General features: G+C 42.9%; 21 protein-coding genes. 12 read left to right on the top strand and 9 right to left on the bottom strand.

From position 1 onward, the window contains the following. Positions 1 to 204: 204 nt before the first annotated feature. Entirely contained in the window at positions 205 to 1,083 is an 879-nt protein-coding gene (locus Q0C29_RS01575) for an ATP-dependent Clp protease proteolytic subunit (protein ID WP_291998904.1), read from the bottom strand. Between the two features lie 156 nt (positions 1,084 to 1,239). Between Q0C29_RS01575 and Q0C29_RS01570 the strand changes: the two genes are divergently transcribed. Together Q0C29_RS01570 and Q0C29_RS01565 are read left to right on the top strand one after the other, a co-directional pair. After that, positions 1,240 to 2,379 (top strand): anhydro-N-acetylmuramic acid kinase, encoded by a 1,140-nt coding sequence (locus Q0C29_RS01570; RefSeq protein WP_291998903.1) that lies wholly within the window; start codon positions 1,240 to 1,242, stop codon positions 2,377 to 2,379. A 200-nt stretch (positions 2,380 to 2,579) separates the two neighbouring features. Continuing rightward, complete coding sequence (locus Q0C29_RS01565; protein ID WP_291998902.1) at positions 2,580 to 3,194, top strand: hypothetical protein; 615 nt, start codon at positions 2,580 to 2,582, stop codon at positions 3,192 to 3,194. Here the strand turns inward: Q0C29_RS01565 and Q0C29_RS01560 are convergent. After that, on the bottom strand, positions 3,191 to 3,913 hold the full coding sequence (locus Q0C29_RS01560; protein ID WP_291998901.1) for an SDR family oxidoreductase: 723 nt from the start codon (positions 3,911 to 3,913) through the stop codon (positions 3,191 to 3,193). The genes Q0C29_RS01565 and Q0C29_RS01560 overlap by 4 nt on opposite strands. A gap of 97 nt (positions 3,914 to 4,010) precedes the next feature. On the opposite strand from Q0C29_RS01560, the gene Q0C29_RS01555 reads away from it, so the two are divergent. Further along, entirely contained in the window at positions 4,011 to 4,673 is a 663-nt protein-coding gene (locus Q0C29_RS01555; protein WP_291998900.1) for a molybdopterin-dependent oxidoreductase, read from the top strand. Here Q0C29_RS01555 and Q0C29_RS01550 read toward each other — a convergent pair. From Q0C29_RS01550 to Q0C29_RS01535, 4 genes are all read right to left on the bottom strand, one after another. Further along, a complete protein-coding gene (locus tag Q0C29_RS01550; RefSeq protein ID WP_291998899.1) occupies positions 4,657 to 6,030 on the bottom strand; it encodes a cobyrinate a,c-diamide synthase in 1,374 nt (457 codons plus the stop codon). The genes Q0C29_RS01555 and Q0C29_RS01550 overlap by 17 nt on opposite strands. Then, a complete protein-coding gene (locus Q0C29_RS01545) occupies positions 6,011 to 6,652 on the bottom strand; it encodes an SAM-dependent methyltransferase (RefSeq protein ID WP_291998898.1) in 642 nt (213 codons plus the stop codon). Before Q0C29_RS01545 ends, Q0C29_RS01550 begins: the two co-directional genes overlap by 20 nt. A 98-nt stretch (positions 6,653 to 6,750) precedes the next feature. Then, entirely contained in the window at positions 6,751 to 7,035 is a 285-nt protein-coding gene (albA, locus tag Q0C29_RS01540) for a DNA-binding protein Alba (RefSeq protein ID WP_291998908.1), read from the bottom strand. 62 nt (positions 7,036 to 7,097) lie between these two features. Then, on the bottom strand, positions 7,098 to 7,745 hold the full coding sequence (locus tag Q0C29_RS01535; protein WP_291998907.1) for a CTP-dependent riboflavin kinase: 648 nt from the start codon (positions 7,743 to 7,745) through the stop codon (positions 7,098 to 7,100). Positions 7,746 to 7,947: 202 nt separating this feature from the next. Here Q0C29_RS01535 and Q0C29_RS01530 point away from each other — a divergent pair, with 202 nt between their 5' ends. Further along, positions 7,948 to 8,652, top strand: coding sequence for a phosphoglycolate phosphatase (locus tag Q0C29_RS01530; protein WP_291998897.1), 705 nt, complete (start codon positions 7,948 to 7,950; stop codon positions 8,650 to 8,652). A gap of 13 nt (positions 8,653 to 8,665) precedes the next feature. On the opposite strand, the gene Q0C29_RS01525 is transcribed toward Q0C29_RS01530, so the two are convergent. Next, a complete protein-coding gene (locus Q0C29_RS01525; RefSeq protein WP_291998896.1) occupies positions 8,666 to 9,100 on the bottom strand; it encodes a DUF2286 domain-containing protein in 435 nt (144 codons plus the stop codon). A gap of 281 nt (positions 9,101 to 9,381) precedes the next feature. Here Q0C29_RS01525 and Q0C29_RS01520 point away from each other — a divergent pair, with 281 nt between their 5' ends. The 7 genes from Q0C29_RS01520 to Q0C29_RS01490 all read left to right on the top strand — a co-directional run bounded on the left by Q0C29_RS01520 (position 9,382) and on the right by Q0C29_RS01490 (position 14,441). Further along, positions 9,382 to 9,867, top strand: a complete 486-nt coding sequence (locus Q0C29_RS01520) for a PaREP1 family protein (RefSeq protein WP_291998895.1) — start codon at positions 9,382 to 9,384, stop codon at positions 9,865 to 9,867. Positions 9,868 to 10,125: 258 nt separating this feature from the next. Then, a complete protein-coding gene (locus tag Q0C29_RS01515; protein WP_291998894.1) occupies positions 10,126 to 10,410 on the top strand; it encodes a hemerythrin domain-containing protein in 285 nt (94 codons plus the stop codon). 20 nt (positions 10,411 to 10,430) lie between these two features. Further along, positions 10,431 to 10,661 (top strand): hypothetical protein, encoded by a 231-nt coding sequence (locus tag Q0C29_RS01510; protein WP_291998893.1) that lies wholly within the window; start codon positions 10,431 to 10,433, stop codon positions 10,659 to 10,661. Positions 10,662 to 10,695: 34 nt separating this feature from the next. Next, positions 10,696 to 11,325 carry a helix-turn-helix domain-containing protein gene (locus tag Q0C29_RS01505; protein WP_291998892.1) on the top strand — a complete coding sequence of 210 codons (630 nt, stop codon included), beginning with the start codon at positions 10,696 to 10,698 and terminating at the stop codon, positions 11,323 to 11,325. A 162-nt stretch (positions 11,326 to 11,487) separates the two neighbouring features. After that, entirely contained in the window at positions 11,488 to 13,674 is a 2,187-nt protein-coding gene (locus tag Q0C29_RS01500) for a cbb3-type cytochrome c oxidase subunit I (protein WP_291998891.1), read from the top strand. A 360-nt stretch (positions 13,675 to 14,034) separates the two neighbouring features. After that, positions 14,035 to 14,163 (top strand): hypothetical protein, encoded by a 129-nt coding sequence (locus tag Q0C29_RS01495; RefSeq protein WP_291998890.1) that lies wholly within the window; start codon positions 14,035 to 14,037, stop codon positions 14,161 to 14,163. A gap of 74 nt (positions 14,164 to 14,237) precedes the next feature. Then, positions 14,238 to 14,441, top strand: a complete 204-nt coding sequence (locus tag Q0C29_RS01490; RefSeq protein WP_291998889.1) for a hypothetical protein — start codon at positions 14,238 to 14,240, stop codon at positions 14,439 to 14,441. A gap of 27 nt (positions 14,442 to 14,468) precedes the next feature. On the opposite strand, the gene Q0C29_RS01485 is transcribed toward Q0C29_RS01490, so the two are convergent. Both Q0C29_RS01485 and Q0C29_RS01480 read right to left on the bottom strand, forming a co-directional pair. After that, on the bottom strand, positions 14,469 to 14,747 hold the full coding sequence (locus tag Q0C29_RS01485) for a hypothetical protein (protein ID WP_291998888.1): 279 nt from the start codon (positions 14,745 to 14,747) through the stop codon (positions 14,469 to 14,471). A 13-nt stretch (positions 14,748 to 14,760) separates the two neighbouring features. Next, positions 14,761 to 14,964, bottom strand: a complete 204-nt coding sequence (locus tag Q0C29_RS01480; protein WP_291998887.1) for a hypothetical protein — start codon at positions 14,962 to 14,964, stop codon at positions 14,761 to 14,763. Positions 14,965 to 15,140: 176 nt separating this feature from the next. Here Q0C29_RS01480 and Q0C29_RS01475 point away from each other — a divergent pair, with 176 nt between their 5' ends. Then, positions 15,141 to 15,974 (top strand): hypothetical protein, encoded by an 834-nt coding sequence (locus tag Q0C29_RS01475; RefSeq protein WP_291998886.1) that lies wholly within the window; start codon positions 15,141 to 15,143, stop codon positions 15,972 to 15,974. Positions 15,975 to 16,105 lie beyond the last annotated feature (131 nt).

Raw genomic sequence — 16,105 nt, 5'->3', positions numbered from 1 at the left:
GGTGGCCGAGCTTGGTCCAAGGCGCGGGACTGGAGATCCCGTCCCCGCAAGGGGGCCCGGGTTCAAATCCCGGCCCCGGCATCAGTGATTATTCCCTCACTATGATCCTTCAGTCTTTTAGAATTGATGGCCTACGCGTTTATTAATTCTCTCTCTACTCGTAGATACCTAGGATTTGCTACGTAGCTTCTTCACGTTAGTTAATTATTCTTTTCTTTCACTAGGTATGAATTTAGGTACTGCTGGGTATGGTAGGTACTCTATGCCTGGTCTATTTGTCCTTGCTTGTGGGTATAGTTCCATTAGTTCATAAACCTCAGGCGGTATGTTAGTTGATACCGTGAATCCCATTTCCCTAAGCTGTTCAACGGTTATTGGGTAATCATGGGTATAGTAGCCGCCTACAAGCTTATCTGCAACCTGCTCAATCCTTTCATCACTAATCTTCCCTCTTAATAACTCAATAACCAATTCCTTAACCTGCTTTATAGACTTCTCTGCAATATCGGCAAGTATTAAGGTTTCATCATCAACCTTATCCATGCCCTTAGCCTTAACAGCCCTCAGGACTGATGGAGCTGGGTAATACACACCACCAGGTCCTCCTAATTGGGGATCCAGTGGGCCAAGCACCGCGTTCTGATCCATTAGTATTTCATCAGCCGCTAATGCTATCAACGTACCACCACTCATGGCGTAATGGGGAACTACAACAATCTTCTTCGCTGGATGTGACTTAAGAGCCCTAGCTATCTGTGATGCTGCTAAAACAAGGCCTCCTGGGGTATGGAGTATAAGCATTATAGGCATGTCTGGTGGTGTTGTTCTGATTGCCCTTATAACAGCTTCAGAATCCTCAATGTCTATGTAGCGGTATACTGGTATTCCTAAAAAGCCGAATTTCTCCTGCCTATGAATCATTGTTATCACCCTGTAACCATACTTACGTTCAATTATCTCCATAAGCCTTAACCTAGCATGCTGCAGAGATCTCATCGATAACCATGGCTGTATCAATACGACTAATAATAGGAACCAAAACAAGTATCCTAATGCCCCACTAAGCACATCTAGTAGAGACATGCCTTAATTATGTAATAATTCTTTTTAAGCATTACCTTACCCCATTAATATTGATGGATGAAGAAGTTACGTAATTATAAATATTATTGACTTGGTTGAATAACATTGATGATTATGCGTGAAACTTAAATAACATTTAGTAATGCAGGAAGATGAATGAGGTTTTTATCAATTGTCACTGGAACATCATCTGATGGAGCTGATGTATCACTTATTGATTTAAAGGGATGCGGAAGGAGAGTAAAATTCAAGATAATTAACTATACGTCCTTCAGATACCCTGAGGAGTTGAGGAGGGAGTTACTTAAGGTCTCATCCATGGAATGCGTTACCGCTGAGGAGTTCAGTAAGGTGCATTGGGACTTGGGGAGATTCCTTGCTAACGCTATAGTGAGTAGTTTCAACGTGGGGGATTATGACGTGGTGGTTTACTCAGGGTATACTGCTTACCATGGGCCTTCATTAGGTAAGAGGGATTATGGTACACTGCAGATTGGTGAAGTATCTGAGATCTACGCACGAACCCTTAAAACGGTGGTTTATGATTTTAGGACTAATGATGTTGCTGCCGGAGGCTTAGGTGCCCCATTAATTGCATTAAGTGATTCATTAATATTTGATGAGGGGACATTAACCGTAAACATTGGCGGCATATCAAATGTAACGTACATTGGGAGAAATAGGGTGATTGCGTTTGACGTAGGGCCTGGTAATATTCTAATTAACTCATTAACAGACTACTTCTACAATGAGCCTTACGATAAGGATGGCCTACACGCATCTAATGGTCATGTGATTAGAGAATTAATCCTTGAACTAATGCAGGATAAGTACTTCTCACAGCAACCCCCCAAGAACACTGGGAGGGAGTACTTTGGGTTAAGCTTTGTGAAGGATAGGATCCTACCGTATTTAGGTAGGTACTCAAGGGACGACTTAATTAGGACCGTAACTAGGTTTACCGCAGAATGTATTCGTGATCAAGTTAAGCGATTCATAAATGGTCCCATAAGGGAAATAGTCATTGGTGGTGGAGGTACTAGGAACCCTGTCTTAATGAGTGATTTAAGGGAGTTACTGGGTGATTTAGCTCCTAGAATCACAACATTTAAGGATCATGGGATAGATGATCTGGCTAGGGAGGGGTTAGGCTTCGCTATTATAGCTAACGAAACGCTTCACCTGAGGGTTGGAAATACGGAAGCAACTGGTGGTTCCCCAATTATACTTGGAAAGGTAATCCCAGGTAGTGACTTCCTTAACATAATTGAGTCCCTAAAGAATGATGAATGTTAAGATAGACTACCTTAAATAAACTAATTTCACTTAAGAGACAGAAAATAAGGGAGCTAGCTCGTTCCTAGTTGCCTTAAGTTAAGTTAGGTTTAATGGCCAGAGACATAACGTAAACCTCAATGAGCAGAAACCACACCCATTAAGGATTGGGGCTTTTATTTGACGGAATGCTTTATATGCATTAGGTTTAACGCCTCATTGTGGATACGCTGCTTTACTACACTATGCTGGTGTTCGCGGTTAGTCTAGTGAGCAATGCCACTCCCTTCTTTGGCGCTGCCTACACGGTCTACGCTTCAGTAATATTAATGAACCTTAAGCCTAATGCGCCAGTAATAATACTCTTCATAGTTGTTACCGCCCTTGGAGCCGCTTTAGCTAAGAACACTATATACTTAATCGGAGTGGCTTTAAGGAGGCCTATGGCTAAAAGCAGGAACATGACGTTTCTTAAGGGGTTACTTAGGCTTGGCTTTCTTTGGCTGGTTGTGGTAATTCTGGCCGTAATTCCCGGAATCCCACTTGACGACTACCTCTACGTTGGTACTGGAGCAGCTGGGGCTAGTTTAAGTAGGCTTAACGCCTACGTACTGTTAGGGAAGTTGATTAAAAGCTCAATTGAAATACCCATTGAACTAACCCTATTAAACACAATCTACAACGCAACATCAACACTGGGCCTTAGTAGACTTGAATTTCAATTAACCTTCGCAGTAGTATTCACCGTGGTTGGTGTAGTCTTGTATAAATTAGACTGGTGGAGTATATATAATTGGTTTAGAAGAAGAATCAGCATTTTACCCGACATTAATTAACGCTGCCTTAATCTAAACCCACCATCAGCCGGTATTACTGCACCATTAACCCACTCGGATTGATCTGAGAGAAGCCAAATAATTATATTAGCAATATCCTCCGGTGGTGCGCTTGAATCACCAATACTCCTAGTACTCCTCCAATTCCTCTCAGGTCTAAAATCACGCCTAATTCCCCCTGGGGCAACTGCATTAACCCTAATACCCCTACTAAGCAGTTCAGCAGCCAATGTCTCCACAACCCTTGATAATGCCGCTTTAGACGCAACGTACGCTACGTGGTTAGGCCAGTTTAGGTACGGACCCCATATTGCGCTAACCATTACTATGGAACCATTATTCATTAATTGAACAGCGGCTTTAACTGTGAATAAGTGGGCCGCTAAGTTAACCCTAAGCATGTTGAATAGTGACTCCTCAGTGAGCTCACTAAGTGATGCTTCAGTATACCCACCAAGCACTGTTACCACACCATCTAAGCCACCTAGGATACTGTAAGCCTCCTTGACGGCATTCTCAGCACCAGTCATGGTGCTTAAATCACCCTTAATGAACTCCACCTTACCATACTTAGATAAGGTAGACTGCATGCTTCTCAACCTCTCCTCGTTCCTAGCCACCATAACCACCGACGCACCATTAATTAAGGCTAAGTAGGCCGTTGCTGAACCTAGACCAGGTCCAGCTCCAGCTATGATTATTCTTTTCCCATTCAACATAATGCATGCTCTAGGGTTGGCTTTAAAACAATTTCAATTAGGACCCCAGTAATCAGCAATACATTAGTATTTAAGGGGGCTTAACCCCAGTGAATTAATGGTTAACTGGACTGAGGTATTCAAATTGGCGTTAAGTAGGGAGTGCAGTAGGGTAATGTTTAGTAGGGAATGGCCCCCTGAACAGAGGCGGATTAAGGGGTTCATAGTGTACAACGTCTATGATCCACCTGATGTAAACCTTGAGGACTATGCATTACTGTTCACAGGCTTAGTGGAGCAGGAGACTAGGGTGAGTTACCTTGATATACTCACTAAGTTACCGTGCGTGGATCTTACCGCTGACTTCCATTGCGTTACTGGGTGGAGTGTCAGTAATGTGTCTTGGAGAGGTGTTAAGGTTAGGGACATTATGCCTAAACCCCTTTCTAATGCTAAATACGCACTAGTGATTGGGGCTGATGGCTACACGACCAATATACCCATTAACGCCCTTATGGAGGATACCTCAATAGTGGCCTACGCTATGAATGGGTCAATACTAAGTAAGGATCATGGATTCCCCCTCAGGTTAGTGATACCAAGTAGGTATGGTTGGAAGTCGGCTAAGTACGTTAAGGAGGTGAGGCTCATTGATGAGGTTCAGTTAGGTTATTGGGAGTCCCTAGGTTACCATGATAATGGTGACCCGTGGTTAGAGGAGAGGTTTAGGAACGAGGAGGGAAGTCATAGGCCCAGGAGGGGTGTTAAGGTCGAGAAGTAGACTTAATTCCCCATGACTTAATAATGTTATTCAACACGTTAAACGTGTATGGGTGAACATGCAGGTAATGCGCATATGCATTGTTTACCAAGAATCCGTCTCTGCCATTAACACCAACCCCTCTCTCATACTCTATCGTTAACTCATACTCTCTCTTCAGTATTAGCTTGGAGTAGTGGAACTCATGGCCCCTTAATACGGTACCCTTAGGTGCTATTGGGGTATCTTTAATTACCCTCGCTGAGGAGTAACCATGACCAATGGGCTTACTGAGCATTATGGTTAATGCGTCAATAACCCCGGTCATTTCATACTCATTATTATTATAGATTATTGAGCTTGTTAGGTACATTAATCCACCGCACTCGGCATATAGGTAACCACCCTTTTCCACGAATCTTCTCACTGATGACCTAAGGGCCCTATTACTCTCAAGGCCTTTTGCGTAAACTTCAGGGAAGCCACCTCCAATTAGGAGTACGTCAATATCGTTGAGTTCACTGTCCCTTTCAGGATCAATGAACTTAACGTTACCCAGTGTGTACGCCTCCTCTATTGTCTCGGGGTAATAGAATGTGAAGACTCTACCAGCCATAATGCCTATCTTTGGTGCTCCTCTAGTAATCGGTATTGAGTCATCAATGTTAAGGTTCAGTTTTAAAGGTTCAGAATACTCCTTGGCCAGTTCTAGTACTGCATCAGTATTTATGTTTCTAGATACCTTGTCAATTACATTGATTAACCATTCCTTATTCATCTCCCTGGCATGAATAAGTCCAAGGTGCCTATACCTTAATGTCTCCTCCACCTCCTCATCCCTAGGTATGAAGCCAACCACTGAAAGCCCCTCCTCTTCAATAATCCTAGTTAACTTATCCACTTGTCTTGAAGTTACGTTAGTTAATACTGCGCCAACAAGCTTAACGCTAGGGTCGAATTGCCTTAGCCCCCTAATCAAGGCTCCGGTAGTTCTATTTATTCTTTCACCATTAATGACAAGCAGAACTGGAGCCTTAAGCACCTTAGATAATTGAGCGGTACTACCGTATTCATCAATGCCACTAGGGCTATCGTAGAGTCCAGCCACCCCTTCTATTAAGGCTAGGTCACTTCCCATGGAGTACTTATGCAACCTCTCAACAATACCGTAACCCATTAGGACGTAGTCAAGGTTTCTACTTGGTAAACCAGTGATTAAGCCATGAAGGCTTGCGTCTATGTAATCGGGACCAGCCTTAAAGATTGAGGGGGTGAATCCAGCCTTAGTTAACGCGTACGCTACTGCTAAGGTTACTAGCGTTTTCCCTGACTTACCCTTATACGAGGATACCACTAGCCTAGGTACTGTTAATTCCATCACCATCACTCATTATGAATACTAAGGATGGTATCGGTGGCTTCAACTTAAATTGATCACGTTCATTAACCTTAATTAAACTACTATCAGGGTATGTTGTCCTACTAACCACCACTGCCTTAGCGCCGTTCTTTAAGTATTCATTAATCTTATCGAGAACCGTAGAAGCCATGAATAATACCGTAGTCCTCCTAGCCACACCCTTGGTTACGTTAGGGTACGATACTAGGGTCACTAGGTCACCCAACTCCAGTTCATATTCAGCAGCCGCTGCAGTGAAGCTTGGTACCCCGGGTATTATAGTGCACTTTACTCCCTGAGCCCTAGCCTCCCTACATATCCTAACACCCCTACTGAATAATGAAGGATCACCGTTCTTAAGGAAGGCAACCTCCAGCCCATTCTTAGCGTATCCAATAGCCTCCTTAACGTACTCCTCATGTTCATCACTCCTAACGTGCCCCATGTACACTGACTTAGCCCTAGGTGCGTATCTTCTAATTACCTCAGGATTAACAAGTGAACTATAGTATACTACTTGAGCCTTAGCTAATGCCTTAATTGCCTTAACCGTGATTAAGTCAGGGTCCCAGGGGCCTGTGCCGATAACGTATAATGCCACATGGTTTCTTAACCTACTTAAAGATAATGCTTATTTCACATTTATGGTGAAACTGCAAAAAAGCCGCCGGTGATGAAGGATGCTTTTTACAGGTAGCCTCACTTCCTCTCAATCACTATTTCAACGGCCGCTACGACTCTTTCCTTTCCGCCCTGGCCAGTTATCTTGTCGCTTAGTAGCTTAACCTCCCTTATGTCGACCTGGCCCGCTAGGAACCTGTCGCGGACCATTGTGGCTGCTGCCACCGCCCTCGCTATTGCTGATCCCCTGGCCTTGAGGATTACCCTCCTGCTGCCCTGATTGAACTGCATCACCGTGGCTATTACGTAGTTTGTTGTAGGCTTCTTCCCAACCAGTATTGTAGCCTCCTGTTGAGCTGCCATTCTGCTCACCAACTATCTCCTTAACTATGCATTTTAAAGCATTACCGTTTGACCTAACTTGATTAAACCAGGATATTTATCGTAACGTCATCACCATCCTTAAGCCCAAGCCTATCCCTCAACTTAACCGGAGCCACAACCTCAATAACCTCAGGGCCGTGTGAAGTCCTCTCTATTAGCAATACACCACAGGGTATGTCACCTATGGTGCATTTAAACGCCTTAACACTCCCGTATGTTCTTGAACCATTACTGAAACCCTCAATCCTCACACCAGGTACTCTCTCTAAGTATAACCTATACTTCATGTACTGGTCAAGCAGCTTAATATTCAATGTACCTGGATATGGGTCAAACCCAAGTTTACTAATGAACTGCCTCCTATAGCCCTCTAGGCTAATGTAGTAACTACCCTCCCCAAAGCCGGTTACTACAATACCCCTTAGGACTATGGTTATGTTCTTACCTAGCAGGTTCTCTATTAGGTCCATTAAATTCCTCAGTAAGGCACTGCCCTTTTCACTAAGCATTACACTTACCTCACCCTTAACACTACTCCTCACTATGTATCCCTCCCTCTCCAGTCTCCTAAGCACCTTAGAGATGTTTTGAGGTGTAGTACCCATCTGTCTTGATAAATCACTTACACTGATCCTTGTGAAGCCATGGTCATTGACACCATTCTGAAGAAGGAGAAGTATGTACGGTATCTTCTTCAATTCTCTATAATTAACCACGCTAACCTGCCTATCCACATTAAGGCCTATTAAAGCCCCCTTTAAATACTTAGAACCCTAGGTTAATCCTGTTAACGCTGAACCTACCATTAGCTAAGTATGATCCAGGAATTGCCCTTAAGCTTAATGATCAAGTAAAGGCTTATTAATTCTTCAAACCCGAGGCTTCATAGGTATGAACATTAACCTACTCCTACTTGACGTTGATGGAACATTAACCATAGATAGGGGTAACTTAGCACTGGATCCTGAAGCCATTAGGGCTATACAAAGGGCTAGGGGTAGGGTTAGGATTGGTTTAGTAACTGGTAATGCCTTAATTGTTGCAGAGGCGCTGGCTAAGTACATTGGCCTTAACGATGCGCCAATAATTGCTGAGAACGGTTGCGTAGTTAAGGCAGGTTCAGCAACAGTCATGTTAAGCACACTGAGCGCTAGGGATGTGACTGAGGAATTAATTAAGAGACTTGGGTTAAGGCCGACTTACCAATACCCCTGTAGGTACCTTGACATGACACTTGATGTTAATGGTGATAATTACGAAGTTGTGGAGAAGATTAAGAATGAGTTAATTAGAATGGGGGTTGGGGATTCGTATGCCGTGGAGACAAGCGGGTATGCAATCCACGTTAGGCCTATTGAGTGCAGTAAGGCTACTGCCATTAAGAGGCTTTGCGAGTTAATTAACGTGGATTGCTCAACAGTAGCCTTCATAGGCGATAGTGATATTGACGCAGAGGCCTTTAAGGTAGTTGGATTAGGGGTGGCTGTGGGCAACGCCACAGGGAGAGCTAAGGAGCATGCTAAGTTAATAACAAGGAATCCAAGCGGTAAGGGTGTTGCCGAGTTCATAGAGTTAATGCTGGGTGAAGCGCATTAATGCATTAGGTTAATTACTCCTCAAATTCTTCCATCTCCTCTTCCCCGGCCTTCAAAGTGTTTATTACGTCATTTATTATTTGCGTGTTTAACTCGTTGGATATGAATGGGAAGACTAAGACTGCCTCCTCAGCCTTAAATCCTTCCCCAACCCAATCACTGGAGTATATTATCTCATAGACTGGTATTGTTGCCTCAGCCGAGTCACCACTCCTCCTAATGTTATAGTTCCGTAATCTATCGTAAAGTTCAGGTGATGGTAACGGTAACTTTATTTGAATAACCCTATCATCCTTAAGTATCATGAAATCCCCCCTTTCCGGGTTCCACTCATTAAGTAGGTTAACGGCAATCTTCTTAACAACCTCAAAAACCCTACCATTAACTACCTCATTACTCGCAATCGCGTAATCCCTAATCCTAGCAACCACGCAGGATTCATTCACCATTTAGTCAGTACACACTAATAGGCTTTATAACTGTACCCAGACTTCAGCACGTGAACTGCTCATTACACACCTTGGGTACTTGAGCCTCCTATAGCTTAAATAGGCTTGGTTTAGGAACCTGCGAACCAAGTACTTCCAATTTCAAAGAACAAGACTTTAAGCACATTGTGTAATGGAATGAAGTAGATGGAGACCATTATCCAAGTTAAGTTTCCTTATCTTTATCAACTTAATTCACCTAGTTGCAATACTTTATATTTCGCCCCTTCACTAACTATGTTGTGGAGATCCCAAGGTCACTATCAATTGAACTAGAGAAACGGGGTATTGATATTATTGATGTTTTAGCCAAGGTTCTCAACCTGGATCCACCTACAGTCACTAGTGCTCATCTTGAGTTGGCTGAGAGGTTTCTGAATGAGGGCAAGGAGTTAGTAAATAAGGATCCGGTTCAAGCCAGTGAGAAGCTATATAAGGCTGCTGAGGAGGCTGTGAAAGCCATTGCGGTAGCTCTAAATCTTGAAGAAGCCAGGAGAGCTGGTGAGATTAATAGGTGGACTACTCAGCTACTATTTGATGCGGTAGATTCAGCATCAGATAAGATTGGTAAGAGAGAGTTAAGATGGTGGTGGGGTAGGGTATGGATCCTACATGTGGAAGGATTCCACGAGGCAAGACTAAGGCCAGACCAAGTCAAAAGGGATTTACCAGACATAGAATCAATAGTAAGGCTAGCAAGAGAACTTAGCCGAGATAAACTTCACTAGTAGTTAAGATATAGAACTCATTTTAACATACTTGCCCTCATCTGATAATTTATGGGAAAACTCACTGATAGTTATATTCACTCAATGAGAGGACACCACCATCCACCCAATTACCCACCCAGTGACCAATGGTAACACAACTAAGGATAGGAACCCCCTTAAAGGGAGAAGGGATTGATCAAAGATACCCATCTTGAAGGATTAATGGGCTAGGTAACTTAAGTAACATTAATTTTAAGGTATATTTGTAGCCTAACTATGGCTAACACTAACGTTGAGGAATTGGTCAACAACCTGATGAACAACCATGAGGTGATTAGGGCATCACTTGGCATACTGGATAGGATGTTGAATAGTGGGAAGTTAAATACGCATGATGTGGGTAAGCTACTTGATTTCTACGAACAGTTTGTTGATGGATGTCACCATGTTAAGGAGGAAGAGATACTATTCCCTGCAATAAACATGGGGCTATATCCCTTTGAAAACAGCCCAGTGAGCATAATGGTTATGGATCATGGTATCTTTAGGTATTTAACTTAACAAGGTTAAATAAAGAACTGTTGAGTAAGCTAAGTGAAGGTGATACTTCAGTAGAAGGCACGTTAATAAACTACCTGAGACTCATGATGGATCACCTTAATCAACATATGGAGAAGGAGGACAGGATCTTATTTCCACAAGCCATGGATTTAGGCAACATTAACAGTAGCAGAGGCATTGAAGACATTGAGGTTGGTGCGCATCATGACGAGTGGATCAAGGTAATAAATGAACTTAGGTTGAAATATTAAAGTTTTTATAGTGATTGCTTGAGGTATTAAGCAAATGATTAGGGTACTGATTAAAGCTTATCGAAATGATTGCGTGGTTCAGAATACACTAAGCAATCTCAATATTGATTTCAATATAATAAGAATCAACATAAACGGTGATGAGGCAACACATTTAGTAAGCATAAATAGAATGCTCACTGATGATCACATTAATGCACTGAGAGATGCTAGATTGAAGGTTACTAGGATTAATGAAGACCTAATGTGGATTAAAGCTCCGGTCTGCTCATCATGCAGAGTGTTGGGTAACAGTGGAGCACTTGTTAATGAAGGTAGTCCACTTAATGATAATGTAGTGGTGTATGAGGTATTGTTACCATCAAGAGGTTATTTAAGGAGCGTGATGAGGGAGTTCACCCGTAACGGGGTTAATGCTAAAATTATGATGGTTGAGAATGTTAAGTTAACTAACTTAACCAGGAGACAACTTGAGGTACTTCAATTAGCCTATCGTAGAGGGTTATTTAACGGTAAGAGACGTGTAAGTATCAGCGATTTAGCTAAGGAACTTAACATTACCCCAGCAACACTGAGTATATTACTAAGGAAGAGCATTAAAAAGTGCTTGAAATTTACTTCAAGCACTTATCCAGTAGTATCAAAACTAATAATGATGAGTTAAATCATAGTTAAAAGGAATGACTCACATTAATTACCCTAAGCCTAATGCCTAAGGCGTTAACGCTACCGGGTGAGTAAACCATGGTATTTGCATGTTAATCATCTAAAACTTTAGATTACGCGCTTAACTATGGCTGCTTATGTAAATAACTCAGTGACCCGCATGAATGGTAAATCAATTTGGCCTATTGTGGTGTTGGGTGTTACGGTATTTGTTTACGTAGTTTATGGAATCATGGCCTACTACACGTTTACTCACTTGCCTCCAATACCGGCTAAGGTAGTTACTCAAAGTGGCACTGTCTTATTCACTAGTCAAGATGTCATTAAAGGTAAGTATCTGTTTCAGAAGTATGGGCTAATGGACTATGGTTCGATATTGGGTATGGGTAGTTACTTCGGCATAGACTTCACATCATACACCATGAGGATCCTTGAAGACACTGCAGCCCATTCATTGGGCTTTGATACAGTACCTCAGGGTAACGCCACTGCAATGTCTATCATTAAGCAGGAATTAATGCCATTAAAAGTTGATCCAATAACAAATGGTGATGTTATTGTTGTTAGTGATGAATTTGCCCAAGGCTTCTATAATGTAGTTAAATTCTATTCCTGGCTGTTGGGACCAGCCTCTGAGGAATTTAGGCTAAAGCCTAACCTAATCACTAATATTACGGATATTAGGGAACTCGCTGCATATTTCACGTGGAGTGCATTAATTGCAATGCAGGGTTACACAAACGGTTTCCCATACATGCCTGGACTGCTTGAATCCACTAGTAATGTCACGTATGCGTCATGGATCACGTTATTCACAATAATGCTTATTGTGATGCCCATGGCTGGTTACGTGGTTATTAAGCTCATGGATTACTGGCATGAGCCAAGACTTAACATACAGCTACCACCACCGGATAATACCCAGAGGCTTGCATTATTAGCATTCCTACTGGCTGGCGTAGCACTTGGTGTTCAGGGATTGCTCGGTGCCTACACAATGCATCTATACGCAGATACATCTCTCTACGGTATTAACCTAACACCTATCCTGCCGTTTAACATATCAAGGGCTCTACACTATACATTGGCCGTATTGTGGATAGCCATTACTTGGATTGCCTTCTCTCTATTTGTATTTCCATACTTTGGATTAAATATTACGAAGAGGCAAGTGTTAACTATTATGGTTATTGGTGTTGCTGTGTCGCTTGGTACGCTATTTGGTATTTGGTTAAGTTATCTTCAATTAATCCCATCACCATGGTGGTTCATAATAGGTGCTCAAGGTAGGGATGTGGTGACACAGGGCACATTATGGCTTATATTATTAACTGCGATACTTGGCTACGTATCGTACCTATGGAATAAAGCCTCTAGAACCGCACCTGAAGTGTTGAAGCCATTCGCTAAAATACTATCAATAGCCATTGCAGGCACGGCTGCTGGTGCTTTCATAGGTGCTTTACCAATAATTCAACCGTGGCCTGACTTCCAGGTTGATGAGTACTTTAGGTGGATGACTATACACGCTTTTGTTGAAGGTTTCTGGCCGCCCATAGTGGTCACTGTCATTGTTGTTCTACTTGTAATAGCTGGCTTAATACCACCTAAACTGGGTGTAGTGGTCAGCGGCATGGATGCTACCTTAGAAATAGTGACCGGCATGATTGGTACTGCACACCATTACTACTTCAATGGTTTACCAACATTCTGGATGTACGTTGGCGCCATAATAAGTACACTGGAGGCGATACCGCTAGGTTTCGTAATAATATACGTAATACTGCTATGGCGTAGGGGAGAGGTAAAGACTGAGTTTCAGAAGACTTTATTAACATACGCCCTCGTAGCGGGAATAGGTGGCGGTATCGGGGTTGTTGCCTTTGGCGCTGGATTAATTAACCTACCTCTACTTAACTACTTCCTGCATGATGCCCAAACAACCATGGCACATGCCCATTTAGCCTTCCCACTGGCTTATGGCCTCCCAAGTATACTGATGTGGATAGTGGCATACTACCTAAGTGGTGCATTCAGCGATAGGTTGCTCAGATACATGAGGTGGGCAGCGGTACTGTACGGTGTTGGTTTTTATCTGCAGGCGCTTCTATCACTATTACCCCTTGGGGTACTTCAATTTGAGTATGAGCTCAAGTACGGTTACTGGTTCATGAAGACCTTGGAGACACCATCAGGTAATCCCGGATTTTGGCAAATACCCCTTGTCGATGAATTCATTTGGTTAAGGATGATTGGAGACTTAACGGCCGCGGCCGGTATAGCAATAGTACTGTTCAGTATGCTAATCTACATTAGAAGGGGATTGAAGGTACCAACAGGGCAATAATAGTAAGCCGCAACGTACCATTAAGTATATACATTAAAATAATATTTTAATTCCTTGCAACATAACCGCCAAGATCTTCTAACTTGTCGTTACTGCAAAGTAGAATGAAGGTATTCATGGTTTGAGTAAAACACATCAAGGTACTGTGCATACTATGGCATTGAGACTACTAGGAACCTAAGAGACATCATTAACTACCCTATTGGCCATAAACTGCACCCCAACTTAAACAGTGCATTGAACGCATGAAGAAGGCTACGAGCGTTATAGTTCCAGAAATTAAAAACATCACCATCATTGTAGTCAGCAACAAAATAGCACTTGTAAAAGGGGAGTATAACCCCTAAGGGTACCCTACTAGTGCTACTAGTGCAGGTTAATAGGGAGGATGGTGGGAAGGTTTACCTATCCTTCAAAGCACCCAGTGAATTGGCTAGGGGGTATGGCGTAGACGCACCTATCGTTAAGAAGATTGATGAGGTGCTCTAGGGCGTGGTTAACATGGCCAAGGCTTAAAAACTTTTAATTTTAAAAGCCTGTTACTTAAATTCCAGCGAATAGTTATGCCTAAGCGTGACTTAAGGTACCTAACTATAATGGGAGCATCTTTAACCCTACTAATTATAGCCGCGGCGCTCGGCACATATTACATACTCATGCTTATGGCTACTAACAAGGTTGCCCTCTACGTCATCTCATTACCAATAGCCCTACTTGGCGCGTATTCACTTTACAGGCATTTAAAAAGAAGGTGCCGTGTTGAATAATGCACCCCATTGGGTCTGGTAAAGGCCCTAGGTCTGTGTCTTTGGTGTGCATTGTGTTAGGTCAGTGAATTCCTCCTTAGTTAGCTCCCTATACACTACAGCCATGTCGTTGAGGAGTCTGCATGTGAATTCCCTGGCATCCTCGTCACTTCTAAACACTCTGAACACACCCTCCCTATCAAGTTCATTATACTGGTACCTGTGGAGCTCCAGTGATGCTAATGTTAGGTAAGGTATCATGGGGTTAAGCCTATTGGATATCCTGGAGACTTCAAACATCCTAGTCATGGATATGAAGGCAACCACGTACAACGCCTCATCAATCCTTCCCCCTCAACTCCCTAACCTTTACCTTACGCCCATACACCTTACCTAATTCATTAATTAAGCCAGTGGATATAGCTACATTCTTAACCAACCCCTCCTTAACCATGTTAACGGCTATCTCAGCCTCATACCTAGCTTCAAGCAACCTAACCCTCCTATACTCACTCAGGTTAAAACAAGGCTTAGGCAACTCCATGGCTAGGGTCTAAACCTTAGGGAATTAATTAAAACTCCCTATGAGGTTTACTTCGTTCTAGCCTTCACCTGAATAGGCACCTTTACCCTGGAAGGGTAGTTTAAGGAATAACCCAACAAGGTTATCTTCTTACCACCGGGGTTACCACTTTAAATAGAGCAATCCAGGGCCTAGATGTGAGTGCTAGGTCGATTGGGAGGAGTATATGCCCGAGGTGTGGTATGGAGGGTTCGGTGATTGTTAAGAGAATTGGTGACCAGGTCTATGTATACATTAAGCATGGTAAGGTCTGGCACTACATAGGGCCATTGGAGAGGGTTGACTTACAGTCAATACTAATTAAACATACCACACCATTACCACTAAATGGTGCGCAGGCCAAGGGGGCCTCGGGTGGTTCAATGGGTAGACCCCTGAGTAAGGCCCTAGCCCTACCGCTTGGAATAGCGCTCATGGCGTTGGGCGTAGTGATGGCTACCGTGGTAGTGGCAATCATGGTGATCGGCGCACCCTATAAAGTGGTTATTGGTGCGGATAGTGTAACTAAATACGTGGTTAACAACACTAATGCAGTATATTTATTCTACTCATCGACGCCAGCTAATGTAACAGTGTCTACGATTTATGCATCACTCAAGGCCACCATTATACCATACTCATCACTACCCACAAGCCTTAAGGCAATGCTTACCCATGTCCTGAGTAGAGTCCCGCAGGCTAACTCGGTGGCCCTCCTGCAGGTAAATACCACAAGCATTGAGGCTCTACTTCCATCATTTATGGGAAACTATACGACATTCAAAGCCATGGTTCCACCCAATGAGACTCTGTTAATCTGGCCCTATAAGCTATATACAAATAAGGCATTACTACTCTACAGCTACTACTCCAGCGGAGTAGCCATGAGGATACCCCTAACCCACCTAGTGTTATCCATAGTAGTGGTGTTGATAGTGAGCGGCGCCTTGATCTACGGAGGTATCATCGTATATAAATGGTCTAAGAGGTAAATGAGTTAATTTAAATATATTTACATTAAATCAACTTAATTTTTCAAAATAATCAAGTTATTTGCAGTGCCTTAGGGTTTATAAGGTTAGGTGGGGGTAACCTGGTTGGGTGGGGGTAACTGCTCTTTGAC

It is taken from the genome of Caldivirga sp., from assembly GCF_023256255.1.
In the GTDB taxonomy this organism is placed as follows: Archaea; Thermoproteota; Thermoprotei; order Thermoproteales; family Thermocladiaceae; genus Caldivirga.
This window is presented reverse-complemented; position numbering and strand designations above follow the sequence as displayed.